Origin of the sequence: Legionella gratiana (genome assembly GCF_001467695.1) — a bacterium.
Classification (GTDB): domain Bacteria; phylum Pseudomonadota; class Gammaproteobacteria; order Legionellales; family Legionellaceae; genus Legionella; species Legionella gratiana.
In genome coordinates, this window is the sequence record NZ_LNYE01000003.1 from 71,328 (window position 1) to 89,658 (window position 18,331).

Here is an 18,331-nt window from a genome sequence, read left to right on the forward strand (position 1 = left end):
AAATAGATAGAAAGATTGCTCAACCAAGGCGGCGACAATTTATGGTTCGTGTCACCAGCGAGCGGCAACTTGCGAAAAATTGATGTTGATTGTAAAACTTTAAAATTGATCTGACAAATTGCTAGAAACTGATAGGTAAATTGTCAGATATTTTGGGGTATTATTCAAGCTCTTTTATGCGCGCCTGATGGCTCATTACATTGGAGCCTACAGGAGTGCTGTTGTTAGACAATATTTTCAGGGCCGACTAGTTAACATATCACTTTAAAAGTGATGGCAATTTTATTATATTGCGGATTCCATTCATGAGTTATCTGTGTCAAAGAATTTGTATCTTGATTTATAAACGGCGTTTTGTAACTGTGCATTTTCCTTTGGGAAGCCGTTCCCATATACTCAAAACCTAAAATAGTATTTTTTGTAACTATAAAATCCGTGCCTATTTTCCATAAAAGAGCATTGTGACGTCTTTTTTGTACTTCTTTATGCTGTGCATCCTTAAGAGCCAGATTCCAAGCGGAGTTGTCCCAGCCTAATCCAGCAAAAGGCATTACTTTTTCGTAGAAAACATAACCGGCTCGGCTATAGAGTTGGAATGAGTTCTTAAGTTTTACTGTTTGTGATTTATTATCTATAGGATTAATTCTATTTGCTTCTGCATTAGACCAATTTGTATCAAAAGCAACCCCTATAGCATAAGAACGAATACGATGAATATACCCTAAGCCAACTCCCCCATCTATCCCTCTAGAGTTTGGAGTTCCTTGGCGAGATATACTCATTTCTAGAAATTTAGTCTTTTTGCCAACATCATTACCGTAACCTACATTTCCACCGAAATAAACGCCTTGAAATGCAATTTTTTCTCCTTTAAGTAAAGTAGGCGGGACAAAAGTCTCAACGTTTTCGTTTGCAAATGGAATTACTTTGACCGTAAAAGCATACTTATTGTATTGAGGCTTCCACGAATCTTTAAATAATTCGTTGGGATAAAAAAATTGTTTTTCGCTTGCTATGGTTCCGATATATTCAAATCCGAAAGCCAGAGAAGGTGAGATCAAAATATCTACACCCATTTTCCATAGAAAAGCATTTTGGCGCTGTTTTATGCTATCTCGGTTCCTAACGCCAAAGGGATTTGTATGAACGCTATTTAAGGTCCATGATGAGTTATCCCATCCTAATCCTAAAGAAGGCATAATCTTTTCAAAAAAAACATAGCCACTGCGCGCATAAACCTGAAACGAGTTATTTAAATGAGCAAAAATTGCCTCGCTTCCATCAAGATGTTGATGAAACCCGGTGCCATTGCTCCAGCTTTTATCAAGAGATAGCCCAAATGCCCAGCCCCCAATGCGATGTATATATCCTGTCTCAACACCTCCATCTACACCTCTAACACCTAAGTCATTTATATTGAATGCAATTTCAGTGTTATCTTGTATAAATTTTTTTTTACTTCCTCCTTCGCCATAACCTAAATTACCTCCAAGATAAAACCCTTCGAATGCTTTAAAATTATTTGATAAAGGTGGTTTTGCAGAAACGATAGTATTTACTGTTATAAGAATGGAAAGAAACAAATTCCTTTTAGTTTTAATTTGATTCATATAACTTGTTTTCCTTATCATAACGTTTTTAAAAGAGTGATTATTACAAGCGTAGCAGGGAGGTGATTTGCCTGTTTCAAAACGATAGACTTACTCGGCGATATCGAAGTAATACAAAAAATGCCGTTTATCATATTTTTTTGTTATAAATAACGATAAGTTAGTGTCATAGAAAATGAAGCAAAGAAGTTTGCAAGGTTGCATCCTGCATTTCTTACTATAAAAAACAAAGATACCAGATTTTGCTAATGATGCATATGGCCGTGTTGCAAATAATTTCAAAAGTTCAAACTAATAAATTTTAGACACAAGTTACCTGTATAAGCCAATTGCTCATTGATAAAAGGAGACTTCATTGGGATTTTCACAAATCCAGATATCAAATTGGCCTTTCTTAAACATATGCATGATTTCAACCCTTTGATGGTGGCATAGGTAGTTTTTATGGAGTAAAAACCTCGAACGCGATTAATTAATCGTTTAAGTTTACCACGATCTGCTTCCAGCCGATTATTACGATATTTTATTTGCAAATGCCGGGCCTGGTGACAAATTACCTTCCTGTTTTAGCTCTTTAATGCCTTTAACGGGTTTTCCCGCATATACAGTCCAAACTAGCAATGAACCCACTAAGCCACCTTGAGTGATAATATTTTATCTATGCCGAACAATATTTCCAATTGATCAATATCTTCAGTGAAGTCATATTCCCCATGTAGACTTACATAATGCCAAATTAGTGTTGAACCATTACGGAGATTGTTTAAATAGCCTTCCTTTTCTCTTCATCCTCCGTTGTTGCCAATTTTGTGACAGAACTTAATTCATTCCACAATACAATCGCATTTTGGCTCAACCGTTGGCAACCAACAACCATCTCTTGTTCCTTTTTCCCACAGTATTGAATTTCTTGGTGATTGCCGAATAAAATGGCTTTCAAAATTTATTAGATAACTCTATCTTATTTAGCTGTTTTTCTACAGCTTGTCGGGTTATTAATATATTTCATATCGTCTTGCATGGAGAATAGAATGGACTCTAAAAAGAATAAAAATTTCAAATCTATTAATTTTTGAAAAAATTAAAAGACAAAATAATAACCTCTTCGAAGTAAAGTCGTTAATAAATATTATTCCCTCATTAAAACAAATTAATCCTTCGTTACTGCTGTATATCCCTATTAAGCTTGTTACATTTATCGAGTGCTATTTTAAAGATGTTGTCCGTGAATTTGTGGACAATGATGCCGCATACGCAAATGCTTTAATAGATCATCTTAAAGATATTCCTATTGATATGGACTTTATTAACTACTTATCCAACAAAATTATTACAGTAGGCAGTATTATTTCACAGCTGGTCTCAGTTCAAAGAATAGATTCCATAATAAGTGTAATGGACAAGCTCTTAGGCAAAAAATACTTTTAAAAACGAGATGTCTAATTATCTGAACAATCATAATGAGCAAAAAATATCTTGGGATTCACTTATATCAAGTCTTCAAGAGTTGAATAATCATCGCAATATAATAGTTCACGAAAATTCAGATTTAATCCTGAAAGAAGATCAAATAATTGCGTATCTGAAACACACTGAATTATTGTATGAAGGAACCAATCATATAATAAACAAAATACTTTATCCCAATGCCCCCACCACTCAAACTGAAATGAATCAATTTGCATTTGTAAAAGCGGAAGAAATTGATAAAGAAATAAGAGGATTAATATATAAGATCTCGACTTACATAAGAGAAAAAGGTGAAAAAGTACATATAAAACAGTTGCTAACATATTATAAGCAACGAGAAAAAAGCATCGAAGAATATGGAAAATTTAAAGCGGATTTTTACGAAGGAGGTAGTATATATCCACTGATTTATCATTCAGCAATCACAGAGGCTCGTGAAAAATTTTTTGATGAGCTAAAACAAAACTTTATCAATTATAATGGTGAAATTGAAATTCACCCATTAAGTCTTTATGAGGAATAATTACAATTTAGAATCATTCACCCTATTTATCATCTAGTTTTCATCAATTTGCTAAAAAAGAGTAGTGAAGTAAATAAACTGCCCGTTTTATATATTTAACGAAACTACGCCATTGACTTACTTTTATTTAAGATATATACTTTATTCATCAAAGAAAAATAAGAATAGTAATGATTTTTATTGAAACTCCAATTTTTACAGAAGACGTGAAAGAATTATTATCTGATGACGAGTATGCTGAGTTTCAAGAGTATCTTGCTGATAATCCTTTGGCGGGAGATGTAATCCAGCAAACTGGCGGACTACGAAAAGTTCGGTGGTCATCTCAAGGTAAGGGGAAGCGAGGCGGTGTTAGAATTATTTATTATTATGTAACTCCTGCTTCACAAATAAGACTCTTACTTATTTATAAGAAAGGTATTCAAGATGATCTAACTACAGATCAAAAGAAAATGTTACGGCAATTAAATGAACGGTGGTAATCATGGATAAAAAATTATTTGAACGATTATACGAAAGTATGACTCAGATGAACGAAATTATTGATGGTGAGCGCGTGCCTTCACGCGAGTTCGTAGTAGATGCTGTTCATGTAAAAGAAATTAGAAAAAAAACAGGCCTAACCCAAGAAAAATTTTGTCATTTAATTGATGTAAATATTGGAACGTTAAGAAATTGGGAGCAGGGGAGGAGAGAGCCAACAGGTCCCGCAAAAGCTCTTCTTCGCGCAATAAATAAAGATCCTGAACATGTATTAGCTGCATTAGCTAGTTGATAATTTAACCATTTCTATGAAGAAGTGCCGACAGTGTCGGCACAATTCAAAGTTTCTCCAAAAGCGCTTTCAACTAAAAAATATGGAAAACCAGTTTAGTGTTGGTACACTAAATGATATTAAACGATTTTACTTGCAAATGAGCCACGCAGCGCGTGGCTAATCTATTGAAATAGGATTAAGCCGAATTTGAGCTGGATTTATCACCAAGCATTAATGCGGAGAAGAAGCGCATGTTATAATATTAAATTAGGTCTGATCATCGTGAAACCAAAAGATAGGAGGAGGGGAGAGGCTACATCAGCAAATAACATCTAAAAAGTCTTATTAATCGTAATCTCAGACTCAAAACTGTAATTCTATAAATAAATCTCTGAGCAATTTGGTCATATTATATTATTATGATAAAGAGTTTAGCGAGGTCTCGACTAAACACCCCAATGTGTAACAAAAAAAGGTATAGTTGATGGACAGAACTTCTAATGATCCACTGCACGGCATTACCCTAGAGGCTATCTTAAATAGTTTGTTGATTTGTTATGGCTGGGAAGGCCTGGCGGAAAGAGTCAAAGTTAACTGCTTTTCTTCCAACCCCAGTATCAAATCAAGCCTTAAATTCCTGCGCAAAACACCATGGGCAAGAAAGGAAATTGAAACCCTTTATATTGCTTCCTTAAAAGATAAAAATTGCGACAACTCATAATTACTGGAGTAATAAATAATATGAAGGATGTTTTCATTAATAAAGAACCTGTTGAACTCTTTAAAATTCTTAAATTTGAAGGTATCGCCTCGAGTGGAGCAGAAGCTAAGGATATGATAGCTGCGGGCTCTGTATTGGTAAACGGCATAATAGAAAAACAGAAAAGAAAAAAGATGGTTGCAGGAGATACGATTGAATTGAAAGGCGAGGTCTTTCGGCTAAAGTTGGGTGCTAATTAACATTTCTATACACTCAGGTCCTAGTAAAAGTAGGTGAATATCAAGTAGGATTACAGCGTTCCAAAGATATTTTCATATTAATCAGACCAATGTGAATTCACCCACAAGTTATTACGTACACACTAGATCTGTACGAAAGAGCTTATTTAAAACTCTTTCCATTTATTTATCCTTTCCAAGGGAACTTATGGAATTATACTCATTTGAATCAACTCCAATATGCTTTAATTGCTCAAAACTTCGTAGGTCTTTTTTATAACCGCGGGGAAGTCCATCTTTCATCATACTAAGACAAGAGTTGTATGTATCTTTATCTATTTTGGGAATGTTTAATTGCTTAAATGATTTTTTATCGGTAGCGATTATACCCGTGTTTCCTGCGAAATATTGTTCACATAGAGATAAAAATAATTTATCGTTACTTACTACCGTTATATTAATATTTTTTTTATCGACAAGCTTGACCAGATAACTTACTTCATGGTCTTTTTTGACAAGTTGGGTTTTACCGCATATCCAGCCCAAACTGGCAATGAGATAGCTAAGCGACTTTAAGTCGCTAATATTTTATCCATATCGAACAACATATCCTGTTCTTCAATATCCTGAGTAAAGTCATATTCCCCATGCAAATTGACGTAATGCCAGATTAAAGTCGACCCATTGCGAATAATAGTTAATAGTGCCTTCCTGCTTTCTTCATCTTCTAACAAGGACATTTTTTGCGAAAGATATAGCTCATTCCATAATAAAATTGCATTCTGGATTAAGCGCTGGCAACCAACAACCATTTCTTGTTCCTCCTTACTGCTGTATTGAATTTTCTGGTTGTTACCAAACAGAATGGCTTTTGAGAATTTATTTGATAGTTCAATACGATTTAACTGTTTTTCAATAGCCTGTCGTAATTCCACATCATCAATATATCGAAGAATAAACAGACTTTTAATAATTCGTCTATATTCCTTTATGGCGCAGTACAATGGATGTTGTTTAGAATATGAACTGAGACGCTTGAACAGTTGTGATGCCGTTGTGGCTTTAAGTTTAATCGTAACCATCAAACGCAAAATATCATCCCAATGTGTTTTAATTAAATCAGTGTCGATATAGCGATGCGGGAGTATCTTATATCCTTTGGTTTCATAGGTGCTTCTAGAGTTAAAACTGTATAAAGTGGCTTTCTTCAGACCTTTAATTCTGGGTGCAAAATAAATCCCCAGCATGTTCAATATCCCAAAAATTGCTTCAGAATAACCATGTGTATCAGTGGAATGGATTGTGCTTTTGATCGAAAGATTATGTAATAACCCATCGGCGACATAGGCTGCTTCTCGTTCAGAGCTACTGATGGACGTAGTATAAAACAGCCGGTTTAGCTCATCAATGAAGCTGTAAAGTGAAGATCCTGAGCCGCTTCCAAAGTATTTGAATGATTTATTGGCGTTCAATGACTCAACAACTACGCTGACTTTTCGTCCATCGCTGGATGTATGTAATTCACCAGGATTTCTTTGGTAGATGCTGGCTAATGATAGCTTGCCGAGCAGACCAAGAATGCATTGATTGGCTGCGTTAATATTATCAAGACTCATGTGCCAGTTTACAAAGTTTTCCAGGGCATCTTCCGTAATCCCTTTGGAGACATTGGCCATCTTGCTGATGCCAATGTTGCATCCAATTCCTAAAATCGATGCATAAAATATGGATGTTTTGGGCAAGATCTTCTTGTCTTTAACGCTGTGATGGCGAAAGCAATCAAGGTAACCAGTTAACCGCTGAATATCACTCAATATTTTTAGTATCGATGTATATTTCTGATCAGCAAACAGAGAAGATACCGACTGCGTATTTATTTTTTCGACTTTAGGTGTTGTCAGAACCATTCGTCTCTTTGAATCAAATTTGATGTGAGGATTTTTGTCTGCCTTGATACGGCGATTAGTTTTATGGTATGCCCTGTGGAGTTTTTTTTGAAGGGTTTCCATTAATTGATCAATGTCTGCAAAATCGAGTAACCCTGCTTCTTCCAGTAACCTGTTCCTGTTAGCCTGCCAATGTTCTTTGGGGTGTAAATAATTTTCCAGTGACAGATAGCGATAGGCTGGCTTCAGACTGATAACACCCACTTTTAAAGCATCGGCCGTATAAAAATAAAGCAACACTTTATAAAGGGAGATCCTAAATTTACCTTCACTGGAATAAAGTGCAACCTGCTCATTTTCAGATAAAAAGCTGATTGGCGCCTCTTTCCCCACATTACCTGTTTTGGCCTGATAGTGTTTGATGGCTACTAAAATGGCAGGAATATCCTGATTTTCCGGGATATCAAATGCAATATTGCGCAAAATATCAGCCACTCTGTTCTGTAATTTAAGGGACAAATCCTCCAGTATCTGGTAATAGTTCTGTGCATTCATTTCATCAAGTGCCTGTTTTGTATATTCATCCAGTTTTGGTTCCGGTGGATAGATTTCCAGGTGCTGGTGATAGTCCTCCAGCAATTGCCTGATTTGTTGAACCTTCTCCGAATCGCTTAAAACAGGTGATGTTGCCAGCTTTTCAATTTTTTTCAGTTGAGCCTTATAGGATATTCTTGCATCTGATAATAATTGCAGGGTTTCCTTTTGCTGGTCTTTTTGTTTAAAGATCTGTTCCTTTTCATTTTTTGTAGAGGCGTTTTCTGTTGCCTTCACACAGTTAAGTAAAATATCTGCAAAAATATCCTGTCTTAACTGATATTGATGAACCAGAAAACAAATGATATGGAGATAGCGTTTATCAGGCTGAAGCTGATTAATCTGAAACAGACTGGCCTTGCGAACCCAGGTTGCCTAATGCTTGACGGTATCATTGTGCAGATTTAGTCTATCGAGCAAGGGACTAACACTGTTATAAATACTTTGGATTAGTTGAAAATCCTCGATACTTTTCTTAATCTCCTTTGGCTTTTTTGAGTGACTGATGGTTTTAAGCCTGGCAATGGTTGAAGAATCCGCATCATCTATTTTTAGAAGAGCATCCATACTGATTTTGTGACCATCGGATAATTGATCCTCAATCAAATGAACCAGATGTTTATCATAATCACTGGTTGTCTCTGTGATGCTTAGAGCAAATCGATTGTAACGAGGGATCTCAATATGCCTAGCTTTCAGAAGATCGAATACATCCTGTAAAATCTGTTTTGGTGGGTAACGACGGGCAACGCGATCATGGATGCTCTCCCTGAACAATGTTTTTGCCTCTTCATCAAAGGGTTTTATCGCTAGATATTCCCGAATTATCTGTTTATGGTAATTAAATGTTCGCTGATGATATTTTGTTAATTGCACCTCATTGCTGTCAAAGCCGTATTGGTGGCATATGACCTTGAGATCAGATTCATAAAATTGTCTTGGCTGGTAGAATCGCGCTCCTGCCAGGCAATACCCAAACAATAAAATAAATCCAGCTTTATTGGTGACGCTATCCACGCTTTTCAGCCAGACTGCTAACTCTGGTGGTAAACAAAAATATTTATTTTGTTCATCTTGGGAAAAATTTGGTGGAGCATTGAAAATAGTTTGTTCTGCTGGGGTCAGTATTTCAAGCTTTGCCATTAAGGTACATCCAGGACATCAAATTTAATTCTTTTAACGCTCGTTTTGTTGAGCGGGAAAATATAGCATATTGGTGCATTATAAATGATAATAAAATCTATGGCGTTATGTATAAAAATAACCTTAATACAAAAATGATAGAAATTGGATGAAATTTGCATGATTTATGGATATGTTCGGGTGAGTACCCAAGATCAAAGCGTTGATAGCCAGAAAAATAGCATCAGCAGATATTGCATTGATCAAAAACTAATGGTCGATGAGTGGATAGAGCTTGAAATGTCTTCACGAAAGTCTACCGCACATCGCCGAATTGATGAGTTGTTAAATAAATTGTCACCAGACGATATTGTAATTTCTTCTGAACTATCACGCCTTGGGCGATCAATTAAGGAAACACTCAATACCATAGAAACAATTATCCAGGATAAACAAGCGCGACTGATTCTTATCAAGCAAAATCTAGATTTGAATCCTGCTGCCAAATGCAATGTAGCTAATAAAGTGCTAATCACCATCTTTTCTATGCTGGCTGAATTGGAAAGAGATTTTATTTCGAAAAGAACCAAAGAGGGATTAAAGGCACGTGCAGCCAAAGGTATAAAACTTGGCAAACCTAAAGGCGTAATTCAGGCATCTATGTATGATAAAGATAAAGATAAAATTCTACATCTTTATCATCTGGGAGTACCGATACAAAAAATTATTTCAACGCATCTTGGTTATGGGAAATATCTGTCACTTAAAGCTTGGCTTAGAAAGGTATCGATATGAAAGAATATACCATAACCAATGATTCTGTACTTAAAGCAATTGTTGAAGAGCTAATATCTCAATACCACTGTCACACTATTATACTATATGGTTCACGTGCCCGTGGCGATTTTACAGCAAGCAGCGATTATGATGTTGCAGGAATTATGAAAACGGGTGAAAAAAAACGCATTGCACGCCTTGACGAAAAACATGGCGTCTATCATGACCTTTTTGTCTATCCTGAAAGTGCTTTTGATACGATTTTCGATGAACATTTATGCATGTCCGATGGAATCGTTATTATAGAAAAAGAAAATTTTGGTACAAGGCTATTAAAAAGACTGTCTGCTGTCATAAACCTGCCTGAATCCATTACTCCAGAGGAAATTGTAGTACGTAAAGTCTGGTATAAAAAAATGTTGGCAAGAGCATCTATCAGAGATTTAGAAGGACAATATCGCCATATCTGGGCAATCTATACGATCCTTGAAGATTATTTTGTTTTTAGAGAATTGCGTTATCAAGGGCCAAAAAAAGCATTTAAGTATTTATCAACACATGATCCAGAAATCTTATCTCTATTTACGGAGGCTATATCAGATACCAATAATTTGGAAGCTTTAAATAAACTTATTACAAAAATTGTAGAATAAGGTTACATAATTATGTCGAAATTAATTGAGATTATAAAAGCTAACAAAGAACAGTCTCCTATTATTGCTCAATTGTTTGAATTGTATACTTATGAAATGACAGACCTGGCAGACTTTGATATTAACGAGAATGGGTATTTTGGTTATGAAGACTTACCGCTTTACTGGCAAGAACCAAATAAATATCCCTATTTAATTTGGGTCAATAAGAAATTAGCCGGATTTGTGTTAATTCAAAAAGGTTCGCCTATAGATGAAGAACCTAGTATTTGGGATATAGCAGAGTTCTTCATTATGAAAAAATTCCGTCAAAAAAATATTGGACAATTTGTAGCACATCATTTGTGGAAGCAACATGAAGGAACTTGGCAAGTAAGAGTGTGGGACAACAATGAAATTGCAAGTGCATTTTGGAAAAATGTAATTCAAAAATTTGTAAACGAACCAGTTATTCCAATTAAGATGACTTATCAAGGCCATGAAGGACTACTTGTATATCGATTTAAATCTCAAGGTTAAGTCTGCTCATTGCCAGTTTGGGCTGGATATGCGGTAAAACCCATATATACATTCCTCAAGTAACCATTGAACTTGATAGGGGGCAGTGGAGTTGGGATAAGAAGAGATATAATATAATTCGCTATAAAGCAACTTTAGCTGATCTTGTAATGGACGGACATATTCCCCGTTCGCTTTTACCCTCTGAAACTAAAATGGTCAAAGATGCGCAAAAGGAACTTAAAGAATGGATTGATCGAATAAGGTTAAATGAAGTTATTACATTTGAAAGAGAGAAACTAACCATTCCTCTAACACCGAAACAATTAGAGTATCAAAATTGTAAACTAGGGGATTTTTCAGAATTTAATAAATCCTGGAGTATTAAGCATTCAAAAAAAACTCATCAAGAATTACAAAAAAATCCAGAAGATTGGTTTTACTACCATTCTTTATATCGCGAAAATCGAAAAACTTGGTTAGAGATTCCATACATTGAAATTGCCAAGAGAATTACACGGCCTGAATTTATTGTTGCTGATTTAGGGTGCGGTGAAAATTTATTAAAACAAAAAATACCAAATAAGGTTTTATCTTTTGACCATATTGCAATTGATGATTCAGTAGTTGCATGTGATATTTCAGCATTGCCCTTAGCTAATAATCAAGTTGATGTAGCTGTATTATCTCTTGCATTGATGGGATCGAATTCAGATAGCTATGTTAAAGAAGCTTACCGCATTTTAAGAAATATGGGCTTTATAATCATTGCTGAGCCGAGTAAAAAATGGGCCGGAAAAATTGATGACTTAGTAAAAATTATGACTGATTATGGCTTCACGCAGCCAATAGTAACGCAAACAGAACAGTTTTTTTATTTACAGTCGTTTAAACTTTAAAATTTAAATGATTGTTTATTGATTTTGGTGGTTGGTTAAACTTTTTTACCAGGAACGGAGCCGGACCTCTATAATGAAAATCAGAGTAATAAGAGGTTCGGCCGGGATCCTGACGAAAAGGACCGTTTCCTGTTTATTTTTAATTCAGTTTAAATTCCACTCTCAATTTTTCTCTATGCCCTGTCAGCGGAAATAAACCAAATCGATTAGGTGGGATGGTTCATTACATTGGAACCTTATTAAATACAAATCAGTCTCTTGTTATCTCAGCAGCTAAGAATTCACCCTTGAATGGTATGTTAATGAATTCTAAAAGTCATTTATTCAATAAAGCGATTTTTAAAGAGCGGTTTCGTACGATTGAACGCGTTTTTGCTTGGGAGGACAAGTTCAAACGCCTACTTCTTCGGTTTGAACATCACAGTCTTTATCACTATGCTATGAAAACCATTGCCTATACAATGATCAATCTGAGACATTTTTTAGTCCGAAATAGAGCTCTTAGCAAGACATTAATTTTCTTATGGGTTGTTTACTCCCAGAGACCAACTCATCTCAAATAAAATTAAATAGATCAACAATAATTCTTAATGCACAAATAATTTCATACCAGGAGAACATCTTCATGAAAATCACCACGGCTCAATTTTAATACATATTTTGAGGCAATGTTAGAGCTATTTACTAGCAACGACTTGAACAAGAAAGCCAATACATCCGCGAAATATTTACGGATTACACCCATTTAATTGAGCCCTTGTCTTTAGATGAAGCCTATCTTGATGTTACGCATTCCCCAAATTGTAAGGGGAGTGCGACTTGGATGCGCAGGAGATACGCGAGCGCATTTTTCAGACACGAAAGCTTACAGCCAGGGCGGGATAGCCTCAAATAAGAGTTTGGCCAAAATTGCGAGTGATTGGCCAAAAGAATTTGAGCCGATGCTAATCGATAAGGCTGGACAAATCCTAAGCAGGGATGTTAGTCCACAATTTATAGTTATCGAATTACTGGCATTTATGCAAGAAAAGAAAATCATGCGGCCAGCATATTCGGCATTGCAACTAATTGTTAGAACTGCTTTAAACACTGAGCGAAATAGGGTGCGAGTTATTCTTCATGAGTCATTGACTGAAGTGGATAAGACTTCTTTGAAAACCATTGTATTTGATAACCTAGACTGCATTATTTAAAACGAAAATTGCTTCGTCATTTACTTGAAGCCTTTCGATAAAACCATAAAGCAACCGTGTAGATAGCTCATGGAGCTTCTTTGAAACTACCACATGTTCTTCCATAACCCTGAACACCAACTAAGGTCCCCCTGGTTATCTCTAAAAAATTCACTTTTGGAGCTCAATCAGAGCGAGGAAGCCGGTTTATTGAGCGAAATCTTCTGTTGTTGCAAAGTGTAAATAACACCAGAAATATGTCTTGGAATTTATTGTCCAATCTTTTTAAAAAAGAGCTATAATTCATCGAAGCTTAGACGCCTATATACAAGAGGCGTGAAAGATTGGTAAAAACTGACGCTCTTTAATTCCAATTCTATTTTATTCTCATGCTAATATTAGAACTATTTTCCGAAATTTCGTTTTTCAATTCAGGGAATTTTATGAGTGCTGAATCAAATACTCTTTTTAGATTACTGTTGCGTTCACTTAGGGCGCCTATATGCTCCTTGAGTGTTTCAGGATTCGCCTCTCCAGAAATAACTTTTTTAAGCGCTTCAGCAGCAGCGAGTTTTTGTTCCTTTTTAAATGGAGTAATGATTGTACCGTATAAAAATTTGAAAAGACCAAATTTGGAAGTATAAGTATCTAAACTCTCTCGCTTTGTTTTGTATTTATCTATTTCTTGTATAATATCGGTCTTGTTTTTGTTCTTTTTAGCTTCGTTTGCCACTGCAGAAATAGCTTTTTCAAAGGGTTTTTCGATATTTACCTTATCTTTGGCTGATATTTCGATATATTGACAACCAAATTTTTGAGCTAAATCTTGACCTGCTTCTGGAGTTAATAGAGAATCTTTTAAGGAGTCATCGCTTCTTAAATCTATTTTATTCCCAACGAGGATAATCGGAATATTAGGCCTATGTTCTTTTAATTCTTTCGACCAATAGCTAACAGTCGATGTAGGATTTTCATCGTCTACAGATAGGACTAATAAGAAAGCATCTGCATCCTCATATGAAAGATAACGTAATCTATCATACGCTTCTTGTGGATTTTGAGCCTCTGCCAACGTCACTTCAAAATGATTACCATCTACAGTCATTGAAGTTGAAAATGAGTCAAATGCTGTATGTTCGTAGTCCTCTCGAACATTAGAAAATAATTTATTGAGGATAGTGCTTTTACCCGCACTTTGGTTTCCGACAACTACAATCTTCATAATACTTCTCCTTATTTATTTACGTTCTTAAATAAAGTATAAAAAAAGAGTCTTTTCGCAGTATGATTAAGAAAAGAATTAAAGACATAGATTGATTTTCCATTTGGAATAGCGTTAATTTATCGATGTTCCATGGAACTAAAATCTGCGCTAAGTCTGTTCGCAAATTACGTTAGTCGAAAAATGTGCAATCAGGAATTAGAAGTGAGGAACATCGCTAGCTTTGATAGCGATGCTTCATATAAAACTCTTTAACGGCGAGAGTGTTCATCTAACTGTGTCACCTCAATGATTATCTAAGCCCCAGATTTAATCTATCTTCGAAATAAATATGTAGCTGGGAAATGATAAGCGCCCAATTGTGCATTGGCTGATTCCATTTTTCCAATACTTTTTGGCAAGCACAATAAATAAGCTTAATAAGAGCGTTTTCACTGGTGAAAGCGCCTTTGTTTTTAGTGTATTTTCGGATTTGCCGATGGAACCCTTCAACAATATTGGTGGTATAAATGATGCGTCTGAGCTCTTCAGGGTATTTGAAGTATTGAGATAGAGCATCCCAGTTATTATTCCAGGACTTCAATACAGCCGGGTATTTTTTGCCCCATTTCTCTTCCAGCTCCAGCAAATGATGTTCAGCCAGGTCTTTGCTAGAGGCTTTATACACAAGCTTTAAATCATCCATAAATGCTTTCTGGTCTTTGCTAACAACGTACTTTAAAGAGTTTCGAATTTGATGAACAACGCAAAGTTGCACCTCTGTTTTAGGGAAGACTTCGGCAATTGCTTCAGGGAATCCCTTGAGCCCATCAATACTTGCGATGAGAATATCTTCAACCCCGCGTGCCTTAAGGTCATTTAATACCCCAAGCCAAAAGCGAGCACCTTCATTTTCAGATAAATAAAGCCCTAGAATGTCTTTTTTACCCTCAGGAGTCACGGCAAGAACAGTATAAAATGCTTTACTGGTGACCTTGCCCTCGACACGCACTTTAAAATGCATGGCCTCTAAAAAGGCTATCGGATAGACAGATTCAAAGACCGGTTGCGCCACTCAGTAATCATAGGCAGTGTGTTTATCGGTAATAAGACTGATTTTAGCTGATGAAACTTTCAGCCCATACATCTCAGCTAAATGTTCGCTAATGGCTTCATAGCTCATCCCTAGGGCATATAAGACAAGTACTTTATTATCTAGAGATTCATTGAGTACTGTTTGACGTTTTTTGACAATTTCAGGCTCAAAACTTCCATCCCTGTCTCTGGGGGTATCTAAGTCAAAAATACCCGACGTAGATTTCATTGTTTTGGAGGTTTTACCATTACGACGGTTACCAAAACCACAATCATGACACTCTTCTATATGAGCGTCCATTTCACCTTCTAAAGCAGCTTCAAGGAGTTCTTTTATTAACGGAGTTAATATGCCATCTTTACCTGTTAGGGATTGGCCTGATTTTAATTGAGATAAGGCATCTGCTTTAAAATCGTTAAAATCAAAATTGGATAAATCTATTTTTTTCTTATTCATGGTCATCTCTTCTAATTGCGTAAAATATAACAATTTTTAAGAGATGACACAGTTATTTAAACACTACCCCCTCAGCAAGCGTTATCTAAAGCGCACTCCCAAGGGCAACCCTTATTATAGCTTACGATGAAATGAATTCCGCTTTTCTTCTTGATTCGAACAAAAATCATCGAAAAGATCTCTTACTCGTGAGCTTATCTTACCTGATGTAATGTCATAACTTTTAGTATCATCCGTAGGACTAAGATATGTTTCTTTTATGGATTCAATTATTTCCTTCAAATTACGCTGCTCCTGAGGATCCTTAACAGCATCTTCTAAGTCTTGTAGCGCATTATATTTAGCTCGTTTTAAATCTTTATTGGGATAAGGTATCATTGAATCAATTTCTTTTTTTAAATTATCTTGTAATTTTTTTAGCTGGCTTAGTTGTTCTTTAGTTAGTAGATGCTCATTCGTTGTAGACTTATTGTTCGAGCTGTTTGAATTTAAAATATTAGAGACATCATTTAAGGATATTAGACCATCGCTGTGTAACTGTTGAATAGCCTTTGTAATATTATCGCGACCAGTAATGGTTATTTTTCGTTTTTCATAACTTAGTTGAGGGTCGTTATATTCTCTCTGTCCATCTATTCCTGTTTGCCTTATTTTTAAAATACTTGGATTAGCGACTATACCTAAATCATACGCCACATCTGATTTTGATTTTAACCCTTGGTATAATGAGTGTAAGCTGTTTGAATTTTCTTGTTCAATCTTTTCCTCTGTAGGGTAATTAATATTATTTGAAGGAATTATGGCAGCTAATGTGTTTTTCAATTGTCCATATTTTGGCAATAGCAGACGGAAAATATAAAATTGTTTATTTTGCTTAGCGTTTTCAGGGAGCACATAGGTGTCTTTTTTTTGCGGATCAGCAAAAACAGTAATATCTAGTTCCTCTTGTGAATTTGTATTACGTCGATTGAATTGAAAGCTTATATCTTTATAGGTTTTTGATTTATGATTTCGAGCATTGACATAGGTAGTTCCTGTATCTAAAGCTATAGGTTTAGCGCTAATTTTTTTAACATCATTAGGTTGAATTACTGTTAATTGGTTGATGGAGCTTTTAGTGAAATTAGATAAGATTAAACTATTTACGTTATATTTGTCGGGCTCAACTCTTAAATTTTGTTGATTAGGTGAGCGAGCAAGATGTTTAATTATTTCACTAATTTGCTCAGTATTATCCCTTCTTGTTGCACCGCATTCAAATGTTAAAACGACTTGATCAACATCTTCATCTATTTTGACCTCAGAAAGACCTTGGACACCTAAGGTGCTTAATTTTTCTTTTATTTTAGCTTCATTTTCAAATTGACGTGAGTACATATCTTCATCTCCAGTTAAAATACTATAACTTTGATTGTAAAGATCATAAGTTAATGAGTACTTAAATAGGTATGAAAAATTAGAATATTAACTATCAAGTCGTTGCTAGTAAATAGCTCTAACATGGGGCGTGACAATCATTGGAACGAAAAGGTACTCTAAGCAAAGATCATTAAGCAAGCTCGATCTTTTCAGCAACATTTAATGGTCTCAATTGACCTTCTGCCACAACTTTAGGCAACATAAATGAAAAGTGTCCTAAGAAATTAATATGTTTCCGCCCTAATGGGCCTAGCGCTAATGGCTTAAATTCTACCAATTGGATTATAACTACATGTAAATTCAAACGCTTTAGACTCGGCCTGTCCATTTAAATGTAAATAGTAACCTTCATTTTTAAGTAACAAATTAAGATCAAGTAAATTATCTACCTCATACAAATAATCACGATGTGGTGATTCCCAATCAGAAATTTGCATTAGCGCTTTTTGTTTTGCTTCAAATTCATCAGTAGCAACTACAAAAATATTTTTATGTAATTCAGTAAATTGCCTTTGATCATAACCACCTAAATTTACGAAAAATAATTTATTACTATGAGCCTGTGGTTGCTCCTGTGAAATTTGAATGCTATGTCCATCCGCATAATTTAAAATGCCCCATGCATCTATATGTAAGCTTTTTGGTAAGCCCCACCAGCTTTTTCTAAGAGCATCATAGGTCTCTTCAATAGTGTTAGCCGCTATAAAGCGGATATCATGGAGTTCGATTAGAGAATTAGGATGGCTGCCACCAATATATACTACAAATAAATTCATTATTAATCATCCTAAGGAGACAGCAGTTTTTTGAACTTTGTCTGTACTTATTTCAGCATTTACATAAGCCCATGCAAATACACCAGAATCCAGTTGAACTTTGATGCGTTTATAATCTGAAACTTCATATGAATCAGCTTGTATTAACTCTTCGAAGCTTATTTCAAAAACCGTTCCTATTATTTGATGCTCAGGATTCCCGGTATAAGTGATAATTGGGTGTATTTTTTCACCACTTGTTGCAACAACATCAGGATCTTTGATTTCTAAAGTTGATAGCTCAAATTTGGATAAAACATCTTTACAGCCATCAAGCTTACGACCAAAATTTGCGATTTGTACATTTTCAAACTGCAATGTTCCATATGAAAATATTTTTTCATGATACATCGATAAATCCTCTTAACTTTAGTTCCTACTTTAATTTTGTGGTTGATATTACCACTCGATTTAGATAGATTACAACGAAAATTTTAATAAGAA

Annotated in this window: 19 protein-coding genes and 3 pseudogenes; 12 read left to right on the forward strand and 10 right to left on the reverse strand. The window is 35.3% G+C overall.

Going from position 1 to position 18,331, the window contains the following annotated elements; all coding sequences use genetic code 11:
* Positions 1-251 precede the first annotated feature (251 nt).
* From Lgra_RS01165 to Lgra_RS18435, 3 genes are all read right to left on the reverse strand, one after another.
* A complete protein-coding gene (locus Lgra_RS01165) occupies positions 252-1,610 on the reverse strand; it encodes an outer membrane protein (protein ID WP_058497463.1) in 1,359 nt (452 codons plus the stop codon).
* A gap of 278 nt (positions 1,611-1,888) precedes the next feature.
* Positions 1,889-2,143 (reverse strand): DDE-type integrase/transposase/recombinase, encoded by a 255-nt coding sequence (locus tag Lgra_RS01170; protein ID WP_058497464.1) that lies wholly within the window; start codon positions 2,141-2,143, stop codon positions 1,889-1,891.
* 230 nt (positions 2,144-2,373) lie between these two features.
* On the reverse strand, positions 2,374-2,550 hold the full coding sequence (locus tag Lgra_RS18435; protein ID WP_162264310.1) for a Tn3 family transposase: 177 nt from the start codon (positions 2,548-2,550) through the stop codon (positions 2,374-2,376).
* Between the two features lie 495 nt (positions 2,551-3,045).
* Between Lgra_RS18435 and Lgra_RS01175 the strand changes: the two genes are divergently transcribed.
* The 5 genes from Lgra_RS01175 to Lgra_RS01195 all read left to right on the forward strand — a co-directional run bounded on the left by Lgra_RS01175 (position 3,046) and on the right by Lgra_RS01195 (position 5,320).
* A complete protein-coding gene (locus Lgra_RS01175) occupies positions 3,046-3,603 on the forward strand; it encodes a lysozyme inhibitor LprI family protein (RefSeq protein WP_058497465.1) in 558 nt (185 codons plus the stop codon).
* Between the two features lie 170 nt (positions 3,604-3,773).
* A complete protein-coding gene (locus tag Lgra_RS01180) occupies positions 3,774-4,085 on the forward strand; it encodes a hypothetical protein (RefSeq protein ID WP_058497466.1) in 312 nt (103 codons plus the stop codon).
* A gap of 2 nt (positions 4,086-4,087) precedes the next feature.
* On the forward strand, positions 4,088-4,378 hold the full coding sequence (locus Lgra_RS01185) for a helix-turn-helix domain-containing protein (protein ID WP_058441751.1): 291 nt from the start codon (positions 4,088-4,090) through the stop codon (positions 4,376-4,378).
* A 466-nt stretch (positions 4,379-4,844) separates the two neighbouring features.
* Positions 4,845-5,081: a VF530 family protein gene (locus Lgra_RS01190; protein WP_058497467.1), complete on the forward strand. Its 237-nt coding sequence runs from the start codon at positions 4,845-4,847 to the stop codon at positions 5,079-5,081.
* Between the two features lie 20 nt (positions 5,082-5,101).
* Positions 5,102-5,320 (forward strand): RNA-binding S4 domain-containing protein, encoded by a 219-nt coding sequence (locus Lgra_RS01195; protein WP_058497468.1) that lies wholly within the window; start codon positions 5,102-5,104, stop codon positions 5,318-5,320.
* Between the two features lie 551 nt (positions 5,321-5,871).
* Here the strand turns inward: Lgra_RS01195 and Lgra_RS01205 are convergent.
* Together Lgra_RS01205 and Lgra_RS01210 are read right to left on the reverse strand one after the other, a co-directional pair.
* Positions 5,872-8,142, reverse strand: a pseudogene (locus Lgra_RS01205) (Tn3 family transposase); the annotation flags it as partial.
* A 12-nt stretch (positions 8,143-8,154) separates the two neighbouring features.
* Positions 8,155-8,922: a DUF4158 domain-containing protein gene (locus Lgra_RS01210; protein WP_058497471.1), complete on the reverse strand. Its 768-nt coding sequence runs from the start codon at positions 8,920-8,922 to the stop codon at positions 8,155-8,157.
* Positions 8,923-9,081: 159 nt separating this feature from the next.
* Here Lgra_RS01210 and Lgra_RS01215 point away from each other — a divergent pair, with 159 nt between their 5' ends.
* The 7 genes and pseudogenes from Lgra_RS01215 (at position 9,082) to Lgra_RS17960 (ending at position 12,921) form a co-directional block, all read left to right on the forward strand.
* Positions 9,082-9,696: a recombinase family protein gene (locus tag Lgra_RS01215; RefSeq protein ID WP_058497472.1), complete on the forward strand. Its 615-nt coding sequence runs from the start codon at positions 9,082-9,084 to the stop codon at positions 9,694-9,696.
* Positions 9,693-10,331 (forward strand): nucleotidyltransferase domain-containing protein, encoded by a 639-nt coding sequence (locus Lgra_RS01220; protein ID WP_058497473.1) that lies wholly within the window; start codon positions 9,693-9,695, stop codon positions 10,329-10,331. Before Lgra_RS01215 ends, Lgra_RS01220 begins: the two co-directional genes overlap by 4 nt.
* A gap of 12 nt (positions 10,332-10,343) precedes the next feature.
* Positions 10,344-10,850, forward strand: coding sequence for a GNAT family N-acetyltransferase (locus Lgra_RS01225; RefSeq protein WP_058497474.1), 507 nt, complete (start codon positions 10,344-10,346; stop codon positions 10,848-10,850).
* Between the two features lie 149 nt (positions 10,851-10,999).
* Positions 11,000-11,728 (forward strand): methyltransferase domain-containing protein, encoded by a 729-nt coding sequence (locus tag Lgra_RS01230; RefSeq protein ID WP_131743543.1) that lies wholly within the window; start codon positions 11,000-11,002, stop codon positions 11,726-11,728.
* A 215-nt stretch (positions 11,729-11,943) separates the two neighbouring features.
* Entirely contained in the window at positions 11,944-12,291 is a 348-nt protein-coding gene (locus tag Lgra_RS18095) for a hypothetical protein (protein ID WP_115385419.1), read from the forward strand.
* Between the two features lie 134 nt (positions 12,292-12,425).
* Positions 12,426-12,678: pseudogene (locus Lgra_RS17340) on the forward strand (Y-family DNA polymerase); the annotation flags it as partial.
* Positions 12,670-12,921: a DUF4158 domain-containing protein gene (locus Lgra_RS17960; protein ID WP_165482877.1), complete on the forward strand. Its 252-nt coding sequence runs from the start codon at positions 12,670-12,672 to the stop codon at positions 12,919-12,921. The pseudogene Lgra_RS17340 and the gene Lgra_RS17960, both read left to right, overlap by 9 nt.
* Before the next feature lie 355 nt (positions 12,922-13,276).
* Here the strand turns inward: Lgra_RS17960 and Lgra_RS01245 are convergent, their stop codons facing one another.
* The 5 genes and pseudogenes from Lgra_RS01245 to Lgra_RS01265 all read right to left on the reverse strand — a co-directional run bounded on the left by Lgra_RS01245 (position 13,277) and on the right by Lgra_RS01265 (position 18,238).
* Complete coding sequence (locus Lgra_RS01245; protein WP_058497477.1) at positions 13,277-14,122, reverse strand: GTP-binding protein; 846 nt, start codon at positions 14,120-14,122, stop codon at positions 13,277-13,279.
* A 292-nt stretch (positions 14,123-14,414) separates the two neighbouring features.
* Positions 14,415-15,659: pseudogene (locus Lgra_RS01250) on the reverse strand (IS256 family transposase).
* 108 nt (positions 15,660-15,767) lie between these two features.
* Positions 15,768-17,030, reverse strand: coding sequence for a hypothetical protein (locus Lgra_RS01255; RefSeq protein WP_058497478.1), 1,263 nt, complete (start codon positions 17,028-17,030; stop codon positions 15,768-15,770).
* A gap of 305 nt (positions 17,031-17,335) precedes the next feature.
* Entirely contained in the window at positions 17,336-17,848 is a 513-nt protein-coding gene (locus Lgra_RS01260) for a DUF1543 domain-containing protein (protein WP_058497479.1), read from the reverse strand.
* A 6-nt stretch (positions 17,849-17,854) separates the two neighbouring features.
* Complete coding sequence (locus Lgra_RS01265) at positions 17,855-18,238, reverse strand: gamma-glutamylcyclotransferase family protein (RefSeq protein WP_058497480.1); 384 nt, start codon at positions 18,236-18,238, stop codon at positions 17,855-17,857.
* Positions 18,239-18,331: the final 93 nt, after the last annotated feature.